This is a genomic window from Luteibacter sp. NPDC104163 (assembly GCF_055584245.1).
In genome coordinates this window covers 83,434-104,042 of the sequence record NZ_JBVJMK010000015.1, presented here as the reverse complement: position 1 = coordinate 104,042, position 20,609 = coordinate 83,434, and the positions used below count along the sequence as shown (strand labels likewise).

At 67.5% G+C, this 20,609-nt stretch carries 10 protein-coding genes; 1 reads left to right on the top strand and 9 read right to left on the bottom strand.

Features of this window, described 5'->3' with window-relative positions:
• Positions 1-42: 42 nt before the first annotated feature.
• Both rpsA and cmk read right to left on the bottom strand, forming a co-directional pair.
• The gene (gene rpsA, locus ACZ6YI_RS16780; RefSeq protein WP_440328403.1) at positions 43-1,716 is read right to left on the bottom strand and encodes a 30S ribosomal protein S1; all 1,674 of its coding nucleotides are present in this window, start codon (positions 1,714-1,716) and stop codon (positions 43-45) included.
• A gap of 175 nt (positions 1,717-1,891) precedes the next feature.
• Positions 1,892-2,569, bottom strand: a complete 678-nt coding sequence (gene cmk / locus ACZ6YI_RS16775; RefSeq protein ID WP_465779663.1) for a (d)CMP kinase — start codon at positions 2,567-2,569, stop codon at positions 1,892-1,894.
• Positions 2,570-2,693: 124 nt separating this feature from the next.
• Here cmk and ACZ6YI_RS16770 point away from each other — a divergent pair, with 124 nt between their 5' ends.
• Positions 2,694-2,954 (top strand): acyl-CoA-binding protein, encoded by a 261-nt coding sequence (locus tag ACZ6YI_RS16770; protein ID WP_465779662.1) that lies wholly within the window; start codon positions 2,694-2,696, stop codon positions 2,952-2,954.
• 93 nt (positions 2,955-3,047) lie between these two features.
• On the opposite strand, the gene treY is transcribed toward ACZ6YI_RS16770, so the two are convergent.
• The 7 genes from treY to ACZ6YI_RS16735 are packed head-to-tail and all read right to left on the bottom strand — an operon-like array spanning position 3,048 to position 20,385.
• Entirely contained in the window at positions 3,048-5,654 is a 2,607-nt protein-coding gene (gene treY, locus ACZ6YI_RS16765; protein ID WP_465779661.1) for a malto-oligosyltrehalose synthase, read from the bottom strand.
• Positions 5,651-7,735 carry a 4-alpha-glucanotransferase gene (gene malQ, locus ACZ6YI_RS16760; protein WP_465779660.1) on the bottom strand — a complete coding sequence of 695 codons (2,085 nt, stop codon included), beginning with the start codon at positions 7,733-7,735 and terminating at the stop codon, positions 5,651-5,653. Before malQ ends, treY begins: the two co-directional genes overlap by 4 nt.
• A gap of 2 nt (positions 7,736-7,737) precedes the next feature.
• The gene (treZ, locus tag ACZ6YI_RS16755) at positions 7,738-9,492 is read right to left on the bottom strand and encodes a malto-oligosyltrehalose trehalohydrolase (protein ID WP_465779659.1); all 1,755 of its coding nucleotides are present in this window, start codon (positions 9,490-9,492) and stop codon (positions 7,738-7,740) included.
• Positions 9,489-11,597: a glycogen debranching protein GlgX gene (glgX, locus tag ACZ6YI_RS16750; protein ID WP_465779658.1), complete on the bottom strand. Its 2,109-nt coding sequence runs from the start codon at positions 11,595-11,597 to the stop codon at positions 9,489-9,491. The genes treZ and glgX overlap by 4 nt, the downstream gene beginning before the upstream one ends.
• Positions 11,598-11,608: 11 nt before the next feature.
• Entirely contained in the window at positions 11,609-13,795 is a 2,187-nt protein-coding gene (gene glgB, locus ACZ6YI_RS16745; protein WP_465779657.1) for a 1,4-alpha-glucan branching protein GlgB, read from the bottom strand.
• Positions 13,792-17,109, bottom strand: a complete 3,318-nt coding sequence (gene treS, locus ACZ6YI_RS16740) for a maltose alpha-D-glucosyltransferase (RefSeq protein ID WP_465779656.1) — start codon at positions 17,107-17,109, stop codon at positions 13,792-13,794. Before treS ends, glgB begins: the two co-directional genes overlap by 4 nt.
• Positions 17,110-17,112: 3 nt before the next feature.
• Positions 17,113-20,385: a maltotransferase domain-containing protein gene (locus ACZ6YI_RS16735; protein WP_465779655.1), complete on the bottom strand. Its 3,273-nt coding sequence runs from the start codon at positions 20,383-20,385 to the stop codon at positions 17,113-17,115.
• Between the last annotated feature and the right edge of the window lie 224 nt (positions 20,386-20,609).

The following is a 20,609-nucleotide window of genomic DNA, read 5'->3' as shown; positions in this document are numbered from 1 at the left end:
CAACAAAAACGAGGGGCGGGTTCGCCGCCCCTCGCTCCGACTTTAGTCGGCCTTGTTCATCTGCTCCTTGAGGAGCGCGCCGAGCTTCGTCGTGCCACCGGCAGCGGACTGGTAGTCGGCCATGGTGTCGGCCAGCTCTTCCTCGTCCTTCGCGCGGATCGACAGCTGCAGCTGGCGGCCCTTGCGATCCATGCCCGTGAACTTCGCTTCGACAGCGTCGCCCACCTTCAGGTACTGCGTGGCGTCTTCCACGCGCTCCTTGGCGATGTCGTTGGCACGGATGTAGCCCTCGACGCCTTCGCCCAGGTCAACCAGCGCACCCTTGGCGTCCACTTCCTTGACCGTACCGGTCAGGACCGTGCCGCGCGGGTTCGTGGCCATGAACTGACCGAACGGATCCTGCTCCATCTGCTTGATGCCAAGCGAGATGCGCTCACGCTCCGGATCCACGGCGAGCACCACGGCTTCGACTTCGTCGCCCTTCTTGAAGTTGCGGACGAGGTCTTCACCCGAGGCCTGCCACGAGATGTCGGACAGGTGGACGAGACCGTCGATGCCGCCTTCGAGACCGATGAAGATGCCGAAGTCGGTGATCGACTTGATCTGGCCGGAGACCTTGTCGCCCTTCTTGTGCATGGCGGCGAAAGCTTCCCACGGGTTCGAGCGGGTCTGCTTGATACCCAGCGAGATGCGGCGACGCTCTTCATCCACGTCCAGGACCATGACCTCGGTCTCGTCACCGACCTGAACCACCTTGGCCGGGTTGACGTTCTTGTTGGTCCAATCCATTTCGGAGACGTGCACCAGGCCTTCCACGCCCGGCTCGATCTCGACGAAGCAACCGTAATCGGTCACGTTCGAAACCTTGCCGAACAGGCGGCTGCCGACCGGGTAACGGCGGGCAATGGCAACCCACGGATCGTCGCCGAGCTGCTTCAGGCCGAGCGAGACGCGGTTGCGCTCGCGGTCGTACTTCAGCACGCGGACGTCGAGCTCGTCGCCGACGTTGACGACTTCCGACGGGTGACGGACGCGCTTCCACGCCATGTCGGTGATGTGCAGCAGGCCATCGATGCCGCCGAGGTCGACGAACGCGCCGTAATCGGTGAGGTTCTTGACCACACCCTTGACGACCGCGCCCTCGGTGAGGCGCTCGAGCAGCTTCTCGCGCTCTTCGGAGAACTCGGTCTCGACGACGGCGCGGCGGCTGACGACCACGTTGTTACGCTTGCGGTCGAGCTTGATGATCTTGAACTCGAGGTCCTTGCCCTCGAGGTAGACCGGGTCACGGACCGGACGCACGTCGACGAGGGAGCCCGGCAGGAACGCGCGGACATCCTTGATATCGACGGTGAAGCCGCCCTTGACCTTGCCGGAGATCTTGCCGGTGATGGTCTCTTCCTTGTCGAACGCCTGCTCGAGGTCGTCCCACACCATCGAACGCTTGGCCTTCTCGCGCGAGAGCTTGGTTTCGCCGAAGCCGTCTTCGAGCGCGTCGAGCGCGACCTTGACTTCGTCACCAACCTCTACTTCGAGGGCGCCGTTCTCGTCCTTGAACTGCTCGATCGGAACAATGCCTTCGCTCTTGAGGCCAGCGTTGATCACCACGACGTCGTTGCGGATTTCCACAACGATACCGGTGACGATCGAGCCGGGCTTCAGCTTCGAAATAGCCTGCTGGCTTTGTTCAAACAGTTCGGCAAAACTTTCAGTCATGTTGATTCCAGGGTTATGAAAGGCCGTACCCGGCGCAGGCGATCATCACTGACGCGAGCGGACGGGGGACCCACCGGTTGTGGGTGCTTACGGAGGGGCTCACATACATGGCGCCCCCGGGCACCGTTGCCAATAACCCACGCGCAACTGCGTGGGCGATGTGCCGAATGCGCCCTTACGGACGCACTACAGCGAATACTTTTGCCACCACCGCGTCGATGGGCATGCCGGTCGTATCGATGACGACGGCGCCCTCGGCGGGCTTCAACGGGGCGACGGGCCGTGACGCATCTCGCTCGTCACGTGCCTCGATTTCCCGTTGCAGGCCTGCAAGTGTAACGCTCAGCCCCTTATCCTTCAACTGCTTATAGCGCCTTTTCGCGCGCTCGGCCGCGCTGGCGGTCAGGAAGACCTTGAAGGCGGCGTCCGGGAAAATCACCGTACCCATGTCCCGGCCGTCGGCGACGAGGCCCGGGGCCTTGCGGAACGCCAGCTGGACGTCGACCAGGGCCTGGCGGACCGTGGGGAACACGGCGACCGCCGAGGCTGCCGCCCCTGCCGTTTCCGTGCGCAGTTCGTCGGTGGCATCGTGGCCATTGACCAGGACGTGGGTCTCACCGCCGTCGGGACTGGCCTGGAAGCGGATCCTGAGGTGCTGGGCGCAGCGGGTCACCGCGGCCTCGTCGGAGAGGTCGATGCCCTCGGCGCCGGCGGCATAACCCACGGCGCGGTACAGGGCGCCCGAATCGAGCATGCGCCAGCCCAGCTTCTCCGCGACCAGGCGGCTGATGGTGCCCTTGCCGGAGCCCGAGGGGCCGTCGATGGTGAGGACGGGGACGGGCGTGGGGGCCATGGGATACCTCGGTCGCGAAACCCGCATGATACAGCGAGCCGCCGGGCGAGGCCTCCTGATGGACAGCTACCGGCACGCATGCTACAAGCCCCCCAACCTTCCCGCACCACGCCAGCGCGCAAGCATGCAAGACGATCTCCGCAGCCAGTTCGAACAGGCGTCGCTGGACATCACCCGGCTCGGGCACCGGCCGGACAACGATACGCTGCTGCGCATCTATGCCCTCTACAAGCAGGGCTTGGAGGGTGACGTCCGCGGCGAGAAGCCCGGCTTCTTCGATTTCGTGGGTACCGCCAAGTACGAGGCCTGGGCCAAGCTCAGCGGCACCCCGCGCGAGCAGGCGATGCGGGATTACATCTCGCTGGTGCGGGAGCTCGGCGGCTAGTCGACCCCGAAGCTCTTGTGGGAGCGCGCTTGCGCGCGATGGATCTTGCGGTACGCCCTATCGCGCGCAAGCGCGCTCCCACAGATCCCCAACTTATTTCGCCGTTATCCACGCCGCGACGGTCAGTTCGCCCATCAGCTCGGCCATGGGCACCCTGCCCCCTTCCCGCTTGCCACTGCCCAGCAGGCTGGTCCACTTGCCCGCGGGGAGCTCGAGTGACGTCCCTTCCCAGTGATCCGCGGGGATCGCCGGTGCCGACAGCCCGGCCAGCCAGGGCGCCAGGTGACGCCCCACGGCCACCACCAGCCGCTGGCCGCGGTGTTCGCGGGTGAAGGCAAGCACCTTGTCCGCCGCCGGGCCGGCCACTTCGAGCGGACGGTAGGTGCCGCGCGAGAACAGCTCGGGGTGCCCCTTGCGGGCGCACAGCAGGCGCACGATGACGGACTGCTTCAAGGCACCATCGCGCCACGCGCACAGCGCTTCCACCGGTGACGGCTCGCGCTCCAGCGACGCCGAGCGGGCCAGGAAATCGACCGGCCGCCGGTTATCCGGATCCACGAGGCTGAAATCCCAGTACTCCGTGCCCTGGTAAAGATCCGGGACGCCGGGCGTCGTCAGGCGCAACACCGTCTGGGCGAGGCCGTTGGCCGCGCCGGGCGTGGCGATGTATTCGGCGAAGGCGTGCAGTTCCCCGGCCGCGCCGCCGGATAGCATCGCCCTGAGGAAATCCTCACAAGCGTCTTCATAGGGCTCGTTGGGCGAGGTCCAGCGCGTCCAGCGTTTCGCCTCGCGCAGCGCCTTGCGCTGCCATGCCGCGATCCGGGTGGCGAAAAGCTCGATGCCTTCCTCGTCATCCGGGGCAAGACCCAGCGGCCACGCGCCGACGAGCATCTGGTAAAGCATCACCTCGTCCGATGCCGAGGGCGCCATGCGCCCGTCGGCACGCTGGCGTAGACCGGCGTGCCGGGTCCGCCAGCGCTCCACGGTGATCACCCAGCGCTCCGCGACCTCGGATAGCACGGCGAGCCTGGCCCGCAGGTCCTCGCCGCGCTTGTGGTCGTGGGTCGCCGTGGCGAGCAAGGTGTGCGGCAGGTTCGCGTGGCGCTCGGCGCAACGGGCGTGGAAATCCCCCGGCGGAAGAGCCAGCCGCGCGGCATCCACGCCCACCTCGTTACGCGAGAGCAGGCGTCCGTAGCGGTAACCCGCCGTATCCTCCACCGCTTTCGCCGCCACGGGCGAGGTGGCTTGCTGGAACGATGCGATCGCACGCTCGCGGGCACGGCGCACCGGCCCGGGCGGCAAGGCACGCGGCGCTTCGCCACCCAGCCAGCGCGCGACCAGGTGCAACAGTTCCACGTCCTCGACGCGGAGGGTGCGCATGGCCCCCTCCACCGCGCGTGCGAACACCGCCTCGTCGAACGCATCGCGGCCGGCACCACCCGCATACGTGCGGTACACCGGGAAGTGCACGAGCAACTCGCCCAGCACGCGGCGGATCGCCGCCTGCGAGACATCGCGCGTCGCCACGTCGGCGCGGGCCGCGGCGAACAGGGCGCGCGCCGTGCGATCCAGCTCGGCCTCGAAGCTATCCACCAGGATCTGCCGGCGCGCCCGCACCGCCTGGGTCGCGAAATCGGCGGCATCGCCGGTGAGCCGCCGCCACAGGTCCGTCAGCGGTGCTTCGCCGCGCTCGTCGTGCAGCACGGCCGATACCTGGTCCATGAACTCGTAGCCCGTCGTACCGTCCGTGCGCCAGTCCAGTCGCAGCGCTTCATCCTCCGCCAGGATCTTCTCCACGACGAGGTACGCGGCATCGCGTGGCGCACCCGGCGGCCGCTGCGTGCGCAGCCGCTCCAGACGGTGGCGCAACTGCCGGCAATAGCGGCGCGGATCGGCCAGGCCATCGACGTGGTCACAGCGCACGCCATCGATCAGGCCCTCGGCGTACAGGCGGAAGATCGTGCGATGCGTATCCTCGAACACCACCGTGCGCTCGATGCGCAGGCCGGCGAGTTCGTTGATGTCGAAGAAGCGCCGGTAGTTGACCATATCGCTCGCGAGCTTCCAGAACGCGAGGCGATAGTTCTGTTTCTCGATGAGCGCGTGCAGGCGCGCCCTGCCCGCTTCGTCCTTCGGATCGTGCGTGCGCTCCGCATCGTCAGCCAGCTGCGAGGATGTCGCTGGCGATAACGGCAGGTAATCGTCGTAAAGCCGCAGCACCCATTCGCCGCGGCGCTTGCCCAGCCGCAGGTGGCCTTCGCGCAGCACCAGGTCATAACCATCGCCAAGGATCGGCAGCAGTACCCGTCCGCGCACGAGCGGGTCCGGTGCAAGCCAGTCGATGTCGAAATACCCGGCGTAACGGCTCTCCCGTCCGTGCCGGAGCACATCCATCCACCACGCGTTCTCGCTACCCACGCCCATGTGGTTCGGCACGATATCGACGACGAGCCCCATGCCGTGTTCGCGCAGCGCGGCCACCAGCCGGCGTAGCGCGGGTTCACCGCCGATCTCCGGGTTGACCTCGTGGCAATCGACGACGTCGTAACCGTGGGTCGAGCCACGGCGCGCACGCAGGATCGGCGACGCATACAGGTGGCTGATGCCCATGCGCGCGTAGTACCCGACCACCGCCACGGCGTCGTCGAGCGTGAAGCCCGCATGGAACTGGAGGCGCGCCAGCGCGCGGGGTGGACTCACGTGCGGTTCCGGTTCCGGGTCTGGTCGATCGCTGCGCTGACCGCATGCGCGATGGGGCCGTCGAACAGCCGCGCCGACGAATCCGGCATGCGCCGCCGCCAGTTCGGGTGCACCGCATCGGTCGGCCCGGGCAGGTTCGGCTGCTCGTGAAGGCCGAGCACATCCTCCACCGGGAAAATGGCGATCGGCGCGGGGGCCTGCGCCACGTGCTTTGCCGCGGCCACGACCACCGGCGAGATGTCGTCCGGCGCGGGGGGCGATTCCTCGTTGTATGCCGAGTTCGATGCGTACATCGCGCTCCACAGGCGGTGCCGGTCGTCTTCGCGCTGGGCCGCTTCATCCACGGCGGGATCGTTCAGCCCGGTGCGCTTGCGCCACTCGATGTCACGGCCACTCCACCAACCGGCGACGGTGGGCACATCGTGCGTGCTCGTCGTCGCCATCGCGTTGTCGGACCACTCGCTCGGCGCGACGAAGCCGCCATCGGAGGCGCGCTCGAACCACAGCACGCGGATGCCCAGCACGTTCTTCCCGCCGATCGCCTGGCGGAAGTCGGACGGCACCGTGCCGAGGTCCTCGCCGATGATGACCGCGCGGTGCATGTGGCTTTCCAGGGCGATAAGACGCAGCAGGTCCTGCATCGGATAGCGCACGTAGGCGCCTTCGGTCGCGCCCGCGCCGTGCGGGACCATCCACAACCGCTTCAGGCCGAGGATATGGTCGATACGTACGCCGCCCGCATAGGCCAGCGCCGCGCGCAGCATGCCGATGAAGCCACGGAATCCGGTCTCGCGCAGGCCACGCGGCGAGAAGGTCGTCAGGCCCCAGTCCTGGCCCAGGCGGTTCAATGCATCCGGCGGCGCGCCGACCGAAAGGCCCTTGAGCACTTCGGCCTGGTGCGCCCAGGCATGGCTGCCACCCGAATCGGCGCCGACGGCAAGGTCGGCGATGAGGCCGATCTTCATGCCCGCATCGCGCGCGGCCTGCTGCGCTGCGGAAAGACCCTGCGCCGCGAGCCACTGTAGCCATGCATGGAAGCCGACTTCGCGTGCGTGCTCACGGGCGAAGGCGGCGACTTCGGGGCTCGCGGGATCGTGGAAACCTTCCGGCCAGCCCTGCCAGCCGCCGGGACGGCCATGCGCGGTGAAGTCCGCATGCAGCGCTTCGAACCGTGCATGCCGCTCCAGCGGTTCGCCCTGCTCACGGCGGAACGTGGCGAAGCGATCGGCGTGGGCAAGGTCGACCGACGCCCACTCGTAGACCGAGCGCAGGATGGTCATGCGTGCACGGGCGGCGCGTGGCCAGTCGATCAGTTCCAGCCACTCCAGCTCGGCCAGCTCCTGGCGCAGGTTGTGCGTATCGATGACCGCGCGCACGGTGGGCTCCCCGCTGGTCTGCGCGGGGTCGATGTAAAGGCCGTTGAGGAACAGCCGGCTGGAAGGCGCATACGGGCTGTAGCGCTCGGGCGCCGCGGCGAACAAGGCATGGACCGGGCTGATCGCCAGCGCATCCGCGCCCTTCTCCGCTGCGGCGCGCGCGCATATCGACAAGGCGGTGAAGTCGCCGATGCCGCCGTCGCCCGGCCGCCGCAGTCCCGACACCTGCACGGCCATGCCCCAGGGCCGGCGCGCGCCCTGCACATCGCCTACGCCGAAGGCGCGCGGTGGTGCGACGGCGACGACCACTTCGGCATCGTCGACGAAGAGCGTGTAGTAGCCAGGCTCGGCCTGGGCAGGTAGCCGGGATTCGCCGGAGGGCAGCTCGCCCTCGCCGACGAGTACGTCACCGCTGCCCAGCAGCTTCCACACCCGGCCGCGCGACGCGGCGGGTACCTCGATCGGTGCACCGACGTCCGCGGTGATCATGCGCGGCAGTACCGCGCCCACGCGCTCCTGCTCCAGCCGCTGCAGGCTGTCTTCCACATCGCCGGCCGTGTCGGCCGGCAGGCCCAGCGCACGCAGTACCGCACGCAACGTATCGGCGGGCACAACCTGGGGACGATCCAGCGCGTCGCGCCAGTGCACATCGACGCCAGCCTGTTCCGCCAGCAGTGCGAGACGATCGTCGAGGGGGGCGTTCACGGTCAGGACTCCAGGCAGGCAAGGGCGCGTCGTGCGGGCAACAGCCCGCGCGAAAGGGATGCGATATCGGCGGCGTCGCCGTGGAGCCACGCCGCCGCTGGGGAAGGAGGCCGGTCGATCGGCGCATCGCCGTCACCGACATTCACGAACAGGGTGAGCGTACCGCCGCCGAGGGCCCAGGACGCCACGAACGCCCGTTCGCCCACCGCGTGCGCAGCCTTGCTGGCCGCCGTGTCGATATGCGGCGCCACGTGCTTCGCGCGCAGCGTGAGCAGGCGCTGGATGAGGGCGTGCCGGGCTTCGCCTGCTTCGGGGTCGGGCCGGGGCACCGACCGCCGGAAGGTCTGCTCGTCGCCGGGATCGGGGATGGCATCGCCGCTGAAGTGGGTAAAGGCGGCGAACTCCTTGCGCCGCCCCTCGCGCACCGCCGTGCGCAACGCCTCGTCCGGGAAATCGGTGAAGTACTGGAACGGCGTCCGGCTGCCCCACTCTTCGCCCATGAACAGCATCGGCACGAAGGGGCTGAGCAACAGCAGGACGAGCGCGGCCTCGATGATCTCCGGCTCGACGAGCGTGGTCAGCCGGTCGCCGAACGCACGGTTGCCGACCTGGTCGTGGTTCTGCAGGAAGTTGACGAAGCGCGAGGGCGGCAGGTGCGCGCTCGATTCGCCACGGCGCCGCTCGCCGAACTTCTCGCCCTGGAATGCGAAGCCTTCGCGCAACACGCGCAGGAGCTTCTCCATCGGCGCGTCGGCGTAAGGCGCGTAATAGCCCTCTCGCTCGCCAGTCAGGAGCACGTGCAGCGCATTGTGGAAATCATCGTTCCACTGGGCATCGAAGCGGCCGCGGCCGAGCAGGTTGGCCTGGTTGGCCTCGTTCTCCAGCACCAGGTGGACCTGGCGGCGTGAACCCACGGCGGCATGCACGCGCGCCGCCAGCGCCGAGAGCCAGCCGGGATTCGCGATGGCATGCACCGCATCGAAGCGCAGGCCATCGACCTGGAACTCCTCGATCCAGTACAGCGCATTGTGGACGAAGAAGTCGCCGACCTGCGGCGTGGAAACGGCCATCGCCGAACCCCAGGGCGTATCGGCCTCGCCATCGAAGAAGCCCGACGCGTACGCATGCAGGTAGCTGCCCTCGGGGCCGAAGTGGTTGTACACCACGTCGAGGAACACCATCAGGCCATGGCCATGCGCGGCATCGATCAATGCCTTCAGCTCATCCGGCGTGCCATACGCCGCCGCGGGCGCATACGGGAGCACACCGTCGTAACCCCAGTTGCGCGACCCGGCGAACTCGGCGATCGGCATCAGCTCGACGGCGGTGATCCCGAGCGCGGCCAGTTGCGGCAGGATGCGCTCCACGGCGGCGAAACCGCCGAGCGCGCCCACGTGCAGCTCGTACAACACCACGTCGTGCCACGGCCGGCCCTGCCATGCCGCGTTCTGCCACGCGTACGCCGACGGGTCCACGACGAGGCTGTACCCATGCACATCACCATCGAGCTGCCGGCGCGACGCCGGATCGGGCACGGCGAGGTCCTCGCCGATCCGGAACCGGTACGCGCACCCCGCGCCGCGCGGGCAGATGCATTCGAACCAGCCATCATCGAGCGCGCGCATCTCGGCCGTATGGCCGTCCTGGCATTCCAGCGTCACGGTCTCGAGGTCCGGCGCCCACAGCCGGAAGCGCGTGCCTCCGTCGCCCAGGGGCCGCGCGCCGTAGGGCATGGCGTGGACGAACCGGGCGCTCATGGCGTTTCGACCCTCACCGTGGCGGCGAGCAAGACCACACTGCGGCCTTCGACCTCGATCGTGGGCTCGGTCCACGCGACCTCGCTGGCCGTAGGCTGCGCGCTGTCGCAGCGTCGGCGCCAGGCGACGGCCGGCTGCGGGAGGTGGAACACATGCATCTCGGGCGTCGCGTTGATCAGCAGCAGGGTCACGTCCGCGCGCTTCTCGGCATACGACTGCGCCCGGCGCAACGCCAGCAGGCGGCCTTCCGTATACCCCCAGGTTTCGAGGGTCATCTCCGCGCCGCTTTCATCGAACCACGCCACCTCGCGCACGCCCGGCAACACCTCGGTATCGCCACGGAGGAAATGCGCCGCGCGCAGCGTGGGGTGCTGCTCACGCAAGCGGGTCAGCCGGCCGACGAAGTCGGTCAGTTCCCTGCCCCGGTCCGACGTCGCGAGCTTCCAGTCGTACCAGGAGATCTCGTTGTCCTGGCAGTACGCGTTGTTGTTGCCGTCCTGGGTGCGCCCGAACTCGTCGCCGCCGAGCAGCATGGGCGTGCCATGCGAGAAGAACAGCGTGGAGAGCATGGCGCGCTTGACCCGGTCGCGGGCCAGGCGGATCGCCGGGTCTTCCGTCGGACCTTCCACGCCATAGTTATAGCTTTCGTTGTCGTTGCCGCCGTCGCGGTTGTCTTCACCGTTGGCCAGGTTGTGCTTGTCGTTGTAGCTGACCAGGTCCTCGAGCGTGAAACCATCGTGCGCGGTGAGGAAGTTCACCGACGCCCAGGGCTTGCGCCGCTGGTGGTCGAACAGTTCGCCCGAGCCCTGCAACCGCCCGGCAAGGATGCCGCGCATGTTCGAATCGCCCTTCCAGAACTTGCGCAGGTCATCGCGGAACTTGCCATTCCATTCCGCGAAACCCGGCGGGTGGTTGCCCAGCTGGTAGCCGCCCGGCCCGATATCCCATGGCTCGGAAATCAGCTTCACGTTGGCGAGGACCGGATCCTGGCGCATCGCGTCGAACAGGCCGCAGTTCGGATCGAAGCCGTTCTCCTCGCGCCCCAGGCTCACGCCCAGGTCGAAGCGGAACCCATCGACGTGGAAGGTATTCACCCAGTAACGAAGCGAGTCCATCACCAGCTGCAGCACCCGGGGGTGCGCGGTGTTCACGGTGTTGCCCGTGCCCGTGTCGTTGATGCAGTAACGCGGGTTATCCGGCATCAGCCGGTAATAGCTCTTGTTGTCGAGGCCGCGGAACGACATGGTCGTCCCCAGCTCGCTGCCTTCGCAGGTGTGGTTGTAGACCACGTCGAGGATCACTTCGATGCCGGCGGCATGCAGCGCCTGGACTGCGGCGCGGATCTCGTTGAGCGCGCCCTCGGCGAGGTACGCGGGCTCCGGGGCGAAGAACGCCAGGGTGTTGTAGCCCCAGTAGTTGCGCAGCTTCATCTCGGTGAGCCGGCGATCCTGCAGGAACGCGTGCACCGGCAGCAGTTCCACCGCGGTCACGCCGAGCTTCACCAGGTAGTCGATCACATACGGGTCGGCCAGCGCGATGAACGTACCCCGCTCGTGCTGGCGGATGCGTTTCAGGTTGCGGGTGAAGCCTTTCAGGTGGGTCTCGTACACCACCGTCTCGTTCCACGGCGTGTGCGGCCGGTTGCCCTGGGTCCAGTGCATGGGCTCATCCACGACCACGGCCTTGGGCATGGCGACCGCGCTGTCGCGGCGGTCGAACGACAGGTCGGCGCGCGGCGATGCCACGCGGTAACCATGCAGGGCATCCGACCAGCGGACCTGGCCGTGCAGCAGCCGCGCGTAAGGATCGAGCAGCAGCTTGTTCGGGTTGAAGCGGTGGCCCTCCTCCGGTGCGTACGGGCCGTGCGCGCGGAAGCCGTACAGCGTGCCGCCGCGTACGCGCGGGAGGTAGCCATGCCACACCTCATCGGTGCATTCGGGCAGGTCGTAGCGCGCGATCTCACGCTTGCCGGACGGATCGAACAGGCACAGTTCCATGCGTTCCGCGTGGGCGGAGAACACGGCGAAGTTCGTCCCCATGCCATCGCAGGTGGCGCCAAGCGGATAAGGCGATCCGGATTGCATGCGTTCGGGTAGTGCGGGCATCGCGTTCCTCGTCAGTCAGCCACGAACATCACGGTGGCAAGGGGTGGCAGGCTAAGGACCAGCGATTGGTCGAAGCCGTGCGCAGGCACGGCCTGGGCGTGGCGCTCGCCCTTGTTACCGATGCCCGAGCCGCCGTAGTCGGCCGCGTCGGTATTGATCGCTTCACGCCAGCGCCCACCCTCGGGCACGCCGATCCGGAAGCCATGGTGAACCGCGGGGGTCATGTTGCTCACCACGAGCACCGGCCGGCCGTCGGGGGCGAAGCGCAACCAGGCAAACACGCTCTGGTCCGCGTCGTCGCCGATCACCCAGCGGAAACCGCGCGGGTCGGTGTCCCATGCGTGCATGGCGGGCGTGGCGCCGAAGAACCGATTGAGGTCACGCACCAGCCGCTGCATGCCGAGGTGCAGCGGCGCGTCCAACAGTTCCCAGGCGATCTGCGCGTCGTGATTCCACTCGTGCGGCTGGGCGATCTCACCACCGGTGAACAGCAGCTTCTTGCCCGGATGGCCCCACATGAAACCGAAATAGGCGCGCAGGTTGGCAAAGCGCTGCCACTCGTCGCCGGGCATGCGCCCCAGCAACGAGCGCTTGCCGTGCACGACTTCGTCGTGGGACAGCGGCAACACGTACTTCTCGGAGTACGCGTAGATCATGCTGAAGGTCATCTCGCCATGGTGCCAGCGGCGATGGATCGGATCGCGCGACATGTACTCCAGCGAGTCGTGCATCCAGCCCATGTTCCACTTGAAGGTAAAACCCAGCCCGCCCTCGGCCACCGGCTTCGTGACGCCGGGCCACGCGGTGGATTCCTCGGCGATGGTCATGCAATCCGGGTGGCGTTCGGCGATCAGCTGGTTCACCCGGCGCAGGAACGCGATCGACTCGAGGTTCTCGCGGCCACCGTGGATGTTCGGCACCCACTCGCCGTGCTTGCGCGAGTAATCGCGATAAAGCATGGACGCCACCGCATCGACGCGCAGGCCATCGATGTGGAAGCGCTCCAGCCACGCCAGCGCGCTGGCGACCAGGAATGCCGATACCTCGTTCCGGCCGAGGTTGTAGATCAGGGTGTTCCAGTCCTGGTGGAAGCCTTCGCGCGGGTCCGCGTGCTCGTAGAGCGGCGTGCCGTCGAAGTGGGCCAGGCCGTGGATGTCCGTCGGGAAGTGCGCGGGGACCCAGTCGACGATGACGCCGATGCCCGCCTCGTGGCAGCGGTCGACGAAGCGCGCAAACGCCTCGGGTGTGCCGAACCGCGATGTCGGCGCGAACTGGCCGAGCGGCTGGTAGCCCCAGGAACCACCGAACGGGTGTTCGGACACCGGCAGCAATTCGATGTGCGAGAAGCCCATGCCTGCGACATACGGGATCAGGCGTTCGCCGATCTCGTCCCAGTGCAGGTCCGCGCCGTCGCGCCCACGCAGCCATGAACCAGGGTGCAGTTCGTAGATCGAGATGGGCGAGCCGGCGTGATGCAGGGCGCCGCGCTGGCGCAGCCACTCGTCATCGGTCCAGCGGAACGCCTCGGGGTCGGCGACGATGGACGCCGTCGCGGGCGGCAGCTCGGCGGCGAGCGCCACCGGGTCGGCACGCTGGGTGAGCGAGCCGTCGGCACCCCATACCTCGTACTTGTAACGTGCGCCGGGCAACAGCCCGGGAACGAACAGCTCCCACACGCCGGCCGGCACGCGCTTGCGCATCGGGTGGCGGCGCCCGTCCCAGCTGTTGAAATCGCCGACGACGCTGACCCGCTGCGCGTTCGGCGCCCAGACCGCGAAACGCACGCCGTGTACGCCGTCGATGCAGACCGGGTGCGCGCCAAGGCAACGGAACAGCTCGATGTGCGATCCGTCTGACAGCCGGCCGAGGTCGTCCTCGCCGAGCTGCATGCCGAAAGCGTAGGCGTCGTGCGTGTCATGCGCCGCGGCGGGCCAGCGCACGCGCAGGCGATACGGCGCATCGCCATCCACGAAGCCAGCGAACAGCCCGCCATCGTGCACCTTGTGCAGCGCCGCCAGCACGTGGCCGCCGGCATCGATCGCCTCGACGGCCAGCGCACCGGGCTGCAGGGTGCGGACGCTGCGCCGGCCTGCAACATCATGCGGGCCGAGCAGCGCGAACGGATCGCCATGCCGGCCCTCGACGAGTGCGTCGACGGCGGCGGCGTCAGCGAGGCCATGGGTGCGTGGGTCGATCACGTATCCTCCTCCAGTTCCCGGGCGGTCTGGCCTTCGGCGGCATGCAACAGGCCGCGCAACGGCACATCGAGCCAGCCCGGCCGGTTGGCCGCCTCGTAGTTCACTTCGTAAGCCGCCTTCTCGATCACGAACAGTTCGATCAGCGGTGCGAGCGCCTCGGCGCTCACCCAGCGGGCCGGCGCGGCGTCGAGCACCTCACGGTAGGCCTGCAGGAAGACGCGCGACGACCGCTCGCGGAAACGCGCCAGGTAATCGACGAAGCCGGGGTCCTCGACGGGGGCGAACCCATCTTCACCACGCCGGGCCATGGCCGCCGCGTAATCCAGCGAACGCAGGAAACCGGCGACATCGCGCAGGGGCGTGCCCTTGCCGCGGCGTTCCTCGAGCGAGCGTGCAGGCTCGCCCTCGAAATCGATGATGTACGCGTCATCCTGCACGACCAGGATCTGGCCCAGGTGGAAATCGCCATGCATGCGGGTGAGCACCGCGCCCGGGCCCGCCTTGGCGAGGCGGCCGATACGGTCTTCGAGGGTACCGGCGAGACCGCGCAGGGACTCGATGTCGGCACGCAGTTCCTCGGGCATCTCCGTCACGTTATCGACGGCGAGCAGCGCACGGCCCACCTGGGCGCGCACGGCATCCCGCCAGCCATCGGCGATCGCCGCCGTCGCCGTCTCCGGATCGAACGCGGGCAAGCCGGACGGCTGGGCGAGCAGCGCGTGCAGCTCGCCAAGGCGCGTGCCGACCGCCGCAGCGAACGCATCGTAGCCTGCCTCGATCTCCGCCTTGCGGGCCTCATCGACCGAATGGCTGAACTCGTCGTAGCTGCGGCGGAGGAAATCGAGCGTCCAGCGCCACGCATCACCCTGGTTACGCAGGAAGCCCTGCAGGACGGCGATGGTGGTGCGTTCGCCATGCGCCCCTTCGCGTACCACTTCGCCGAGCAGCGCGGCGGTGTTGGCGTAGCCATGCTCGGTGAGGAACCGGCTCATCTCGACTTCGGGATTGATCCCGGCCGATGTCCGGCGGAACAATTTCAGCACGCCGGCATCGTGGAGGATCATCGAGCTGTTCGACTGCTCGCCGGCGAGCCAGCGGCTCTCGATGCTGGTATCGAACTCGGTGTCGTCGAATACCGGCGTCTTCTCGAAGCGTACGGATCCACCGTTCACCGGGATCTGCGTGCCGTTGCGCAGGCCGATGAGCAGGCCCGAGGCAAACTCAGGCAGCGCGAAGCCATCGGTGAGCAGGCCGATGCGGCGGCCGCGACGCACGCGGGCCAGTGCCAGCTGCTGCGCGCGCGCATGCGGGGCGTCGTCTTCCCAGGCGATGCCCACCGGCAGGCTGTAGCGTTCCTTGCCGCCATCGGCCAGGGTCGCTTCCACCTCGGTCAGGATCAGGTCGTCACCGCGGTCGGGCCACGGCGCGGCGTACACCACGTGTACCGATTCGATGCCGCGGTCCTTCGACGCGAACCAGCGGCGCACGGCCAGGTAGCCCGGCAGCACCTGCTTTTCGATCACCCCGCGGTGGTGCTCCATCACCGGGCCTTCGACCAGCGCGCCACGCACCACGAGGGTCTCGTAGTCCGGCAGCGGTTCGGCCGGCACCTCGTGCCATTCGGGCATCTGCGCGTTCGGGCACAGCTGGAAGGCGTAGAAGCCGTACGGCGGCACCGTCAGCAGGTACGGCAGCTGGCCCACCGGCGGGAACGACGTGCCTCCGACGATGTCGACCGGCACCTGCCCATCGAACGACGCAAGGTCCAGCTCCACGGCCTGCAGGGTACGCGACATGTTCGCCACGCACAGCACGTGCTCGCCACCGAACTCGCGCAGGTACGCCAGTACCTTGCGGTTACCCGGGTAAAGGAACTTCAGCGTGCCGCGGCCGAACGCCTTGTACCGGTTGCGCACGGCGAGCATGCGCCGTGTCCAGTTGAGCAGCGAATGCGGGTCGCGCTGCTGTGCTTCCACGTTGATCGCCTGGAAGCCGTACAGCGGATCCATGATCGGCGGCAGCACCAGGCTGGCCGGATCGGCGCGGGAGAAGCCGCCGTTGCGGTCCACCGACCACTGCATGGGCGTGCGCACGCCATCGCGGTCACCCAGGTGGATGTTGTCGCCCATGCCGATCTCGTCGCCGTAATACAGCACGGGCGTACCCGGCATGGTCAGCAGAAGCGAGTTCATCAGTTCGATGCGGCGACGGTCACGCTCGAGCAGCGGCGCGAGGCGGCGGCGGATGCCGAGATTGATGCGGGCACGGCGATCGGCGGCATAGGTCTGCCACAGGTAATCGCGCTCGTTGTCGGTCACCATCTCGAGCGTCAGCTCGTCGTGGTTACGCAGGAAGATCGCCCACTGGCAGTTCTCCGGGATCGCCGGAGTCTGCCGCATGATGTCGGTGATGGGGAAACGGTCTTCGCGCGCGATCGCCATGTACATGCGCGGCATCAGCGGGAAGTGGAACGCCATGTGGCATTCATCGCCGTTTCCGAAGTAGTCCTGGGTATCCTCGGGCCACTGGTTGGCCTCGGCCAGCAGCATGCGGTCCGGGTAGTGCTGGTCGATTTCCGCGCGCATCAGCTTCAGGATCTGGTGCGTCTCGGGCAGGTTCTCGTTATTGGTCCCTTCGCGCTCGATCAGGTACGGGACCGCGTCGAGACGCAGGCCATCCACGCCCATGTCCAGCCAGAACCGCATCACTTCCATCACGGCCTTGAGCACGGCGGGGTTATCGAAGTTCAGGTCCGGCTGGTGCGAGAAGAAGCGGTGCCAGAAATACTGGCCGGCCACCGCATCCCAGGTCCAGTTCGACTTCTCGGTATCGAGGAAGATGATGCGCGTGCCGTCGTAGGCCTGATCGGTATCGGACCACACGTAGAAATTGCGCGCCGCGGAGCCCTTCTTCGCCGCGCGTGCGCGCTGGAACCAGGGGTGCTGGTCGCTGGTGTGGTTGATGACCAGCTCGGTGATCACGCGCAGGCCACGCTTGTGCGCCTCGGTGATGAAGCGCCGGGCATCAGCGAGCTTGCCGTAATCCTCGTGCACCGCCTTGTATTCGGCGATGTCGTAGCCATCGTCACGCCGCGGGCTCGGGTAGAACGGGAGCAGCCACAGGGTATTCACCCCGAGGTCGGCGATGTAGTCGAGCTTGTCGATCAGGCCCTGGAAATCGCCCACGCCATCATCGTTGGCGTCGAAATACGACTTCAGGTGCACCTGGTAGATGATCGCGTCCTTGTACCAGAGCGGGTCCTTCGAGAACTCCGGTGCCTTTGCGTTCTTGCTGGCCTTGCCGCGTGTTGCCATGGATCAGACTCCGGGTAGCCGCACATGCCAGACCGCATAGGGCTGGCCGAGGCCGAGCCACACATGCTGGGCCGACCCGCGCCAGGCGATGGGTTGGGTGTGGAGAAGGTCGTGGATATCGAGGTTGTCGTCGGGGCCGTAGCCCCAGTCACCCAGCGGCAGGGTCAGGTCGGCGGCCTGGGCGTTGTGCGGGTCCATGCTGATCGCGACCAGCACCACGTCGTCGCCGCTACGCTTTTCGAAGAAGAGGACCTGGTCGTTGTTCGCAGGCAGGAAGCGCACGCCGAGGTGGGTCTGCAACGCGGGGTGCGCGCGGCGGATCCGGTTGAGCTGGGTGATCTCGGCGACGATATTGCCCGGCGCGTCGAAGTCGCGGATGCGGATCTCGTACTTCTCCGAATCGAGGTATTCCTCCCTGCCCGGAAGCGGCGCGGATTCGCAGATCTCGAACCCGGAATACATGCCCCACAGTCCGGAGAGCGTCGTCGCCAGCGCGGCGCGGATCAGGAAGCCCGGCCGCCCCGACGTCTGCAGGAAGTACGGGTTGATGTCGGGCGTGTTGACGAAGAAGTTCGGCCGGAAGAAATCCTTCGGCGGCGTGGTCGTCAGCTCGGTCAGGTAGTCGATGAACTCCTGCTTCGAATTGCGCCAGGTGAAATACGTGTACGACTGGCTGAAGCCCACCTTGGCCAGGCGATACATCGGCTTCGGTCGCGTGAACGCCTCGGACAGGAACAGCGCGTCGGGGTACTTCGCGCGTACGCGCCCGATCATCCATTCCCAGAACGGGAACGGCTTGGTGTGTGGGTTGTCGACGCGGAACGTGCGCACGCCCTCGCCCGCCCAGAACAGCACCGCATCACACAGCGCCTGCCACAACGACGGGATCGATCCGTCGGCGTAGAAGTCGACGTTGACGATGTCCTGGTATTTCTTGGGCGGGTTCTCGGCGTACTTGATGCTGCCGTCGGGGCGCCAGTCGAACCACTCCGGGTGTTCCTTCAGCCACGGATGGTCCTGGGAGCACTGGATCGCGAAGTCGAGGGCCAGCTCCAGGCCGTGCTCGTGCGCGGCATCGCGCAGTGCGCGGAAATCCTCCAGCGTGCCGAGCTGCGGATGGATCGCGGTGTGCCCGCCGTCGGGCGAGCCGATCGCATACGGGCTGCCCGGATCGTCGGGCCCTGGCGCCAGTGTGTTGTTCGGGCCTTTGCGGAAGGCCTTGCCGATCGGGTGGATCGGCGGGAAATACAGGACATCGAAGCCCATGTCGCGAATGGCCGGCAAGCGCGCGATGGTGTTGCGGAACGTGCCGTGCTTCGCCTTGTCATCGGTCATCGAGCGGGGGAACAGCTCGTACCAGCTTGCGAACATGGCTTCGCGGCGGTCGACTTCGAGCAGGAAGGATTGCGTCACCGTGGAGCGCGTACGTGGGTCGGTGAAGGCCATCAGCTCCACGCTGCTCGCGGCGAGCAGCAAATCGATGCGCTCCGGGCCATCCGCTTTCGCCACCGCTGCCGCCAGGTTGCGCAGCGCCTTGGCCTTCGGACCCGACGCGTCTTTCGCGCGCGCCTCGACCATCAGCCGGCCTTCCTCGAGTTCGAGCTTCACGTCCACGCCGGCGGCGTGCTTCACCTCCAGCTCGTGGTGGTAGCTGCCGTACGGATCGTGCCAGGCTTCGATCTGGAATTCGTGGCGGCCGATGCGCGTGGGCGTGAACGTCGCCGAGTGGATGTCGTTGTTGACCGGCTCGAGGACGACTTCGTGCCAGGCCTTCTCATCGACCGCGCGGTAACGCAGGCGGGCCGCGAGCACCTCGTGGCCATCGACGAAGATATCGGCGGTGACGGTCACCGGCTGGCCGACGACGCGCTTGGCGGGGAACGCACCGCCATCCACGGTGGGCTGCACGTTTTCCACGGCGACGCGTGGCGCTTTCGTCGCGGCGCCGAGCGCCTCTTTCTGCGCTGAGGCGCCGAGTTTGCGTTTCGCGGGCGTCGCGGGGACGCCGGACAATGTGAGTACCGCACCTGGATCGAGAACCACGCTATCTCCCTGGTCGAATACCTTGCGCCCGTCGACAGTCGTCCAGGGCGCGAAATGGCTGGCCGCTCCGGCGAGCGCCTCGCCCGCGGTCACCAGCGCCTCGCGATCGAGCGATGCGTTGACGAGCGTCAGGGTGGCTTGCGCGGCGGTGCGCGGATCCGCGCCTGCCACGGTGAGGAATGTGGCGATGCCGCCGTGCACGGTAATCAGCGGCGCTGCGGGGGCGTCTTCGCCGACGGCGGCGTTGGCTGCTTTCACCGTATCGGTGAGGTCGGCGGCCGCACCCTCGCCCATCGCGCGCGGCGTCGTGGGCGTACCACGCCGCGGGTCGAGGGCGTCGTGCACCGCATATTCAAAGCCCATGGGCATGAGCCACCCGGCGGGCGCGGTCGCCGCGAAGGCGATGGCCCTGCGGTACGCGTGGTCGAGCTGGTTTTCCTCACCGAGCTCGTCGCCCAGGCGAGTCGCGAACGGCTCTTCCGTGCAGGCGAGCGCCGGCGCGACCGCACCCAATCGCGCGGCCTCTTCGGCAAACCATGGTTTGCGGAAATCCCACCAGGCGGCTGAGTTCACCACCGCATCGAATCCTGCGCCCGTGAGCTCGGCCATTTCGTCCGGCGTATCGCCCGGGGTCCACGCGATGAAGCTGACACCCGGCGATTCCGCCTGGACGGCATCCACCAGCGTCTTCCACAGGCTGGCCCGCAGCCGCTGCGGATGCAGCACGCGGAAGCCGAGCACGCCCGCCTTCGCCCATGCGCGCAGCCGCTGCACCCACCACTGCGTCGCGGCCTGCGCGACGTCGGGGTCGTTCAACCGCCAGCGCGCGCTGTCACTCTCGCTCGGTGTCCAGCGTGGATCCGGCGTGCCGTGATCGGTCGCCACCGCGCGAAACCAGCCGGGGTTCTGCGCGCGCACTGGCGCATCGGACGCCAGTTCGTCGAGCGGCAGATCGAGCCATAGCTCGAGGTTGCGCGCCCGGCAAGCTTTTGCGATCTGTTCGATACGGGTCGTGGCATCGCCATCCGCCGCGAGCGCCGGGTTCATCCGGTCGAAATCGCGTGTGACGAAAACGTCGCCAGCGGGCGAGGTTTCGAACGGCGGCGCGATGAGCAGCTGCCGGAAGCCCAGCGCAGCGGCATGGTCGATCCACGCGTTCCATCCCGTCATCGGGCCGGCAAGCAGCGGATGGAGGTAATAAATGCAGAATGGCGCGCGGGTGCTGGCCGACATTGCCTCGTGTTCCGCTAGGGGTAAGACACAAGCATGCCGGGCCGTATGTGTGCATCGTGCCAATGAACCCGGACACGTGGAGCAGTGACATTGGCGCAGAGTGGTGTTGCTATTTCGTGAAAGGCCATGTGGGAGCGGGGGGGGGGGGGGGGGGGGTTTGGGGCCACCCCACCCCCCCCCCCCCCCCGCCCCCCAACAATAAAACCCCCGCCCCGCCGCGATGT

Excerpts from the sequence above, each read along its gene's own strand:
- rpsA (WP_440328403.1), bottom strand. The coding sequence starts at position 1,716 with ATGACTGAAAGTTTTGCCGAACTGTTTGAACAAAGCCAGCAGGCTATT.
- cmk (WP_465779663.1), bottom strand. The coding sequence starts at position 2,569 with ATGGCCCCCACGCCCGTCCCCGTCCTCACCATCGACGGCCCCTCGGGC.
- ACZ6YI_RS16770 (WP_465779662.1), top strand. The coding sequence starts at position 2,694 with ATGCAAGACGATCTCCGCAGCCAGTTCGAACAGGCGTCGCTGGACATC.
- treZ (WP_465779659.1), bottom strand. The coding sequence starts at position 9,492 with ATGAGCGCCCGGTTCGTCCACGCCATGCCCTACGGCGCGCGGCCCCTG.
- glgX (WP_465779658.1), bottom strand. The coding sequence starts at position 11,597 with ATGCCCGCACTACCCGAACGCATGCAATCCGGATCGCCTTATCCGCTT.
- treS (WP_465779656.1), bottom strand. The coding sequence starts at position 17,109 with ATGGCAACACGCGGCAAGGCCAGCAAGAACGCAAAGGCACCGGAGTTC.
- ACZ6YI_RS16735 (WP_465779655.1), bottom strand. The coding sequence starts at position 20,385 with ATGTCGGCCAGCACCCGCGCGCCATTCTGCATTTATTACCTCCATCCG.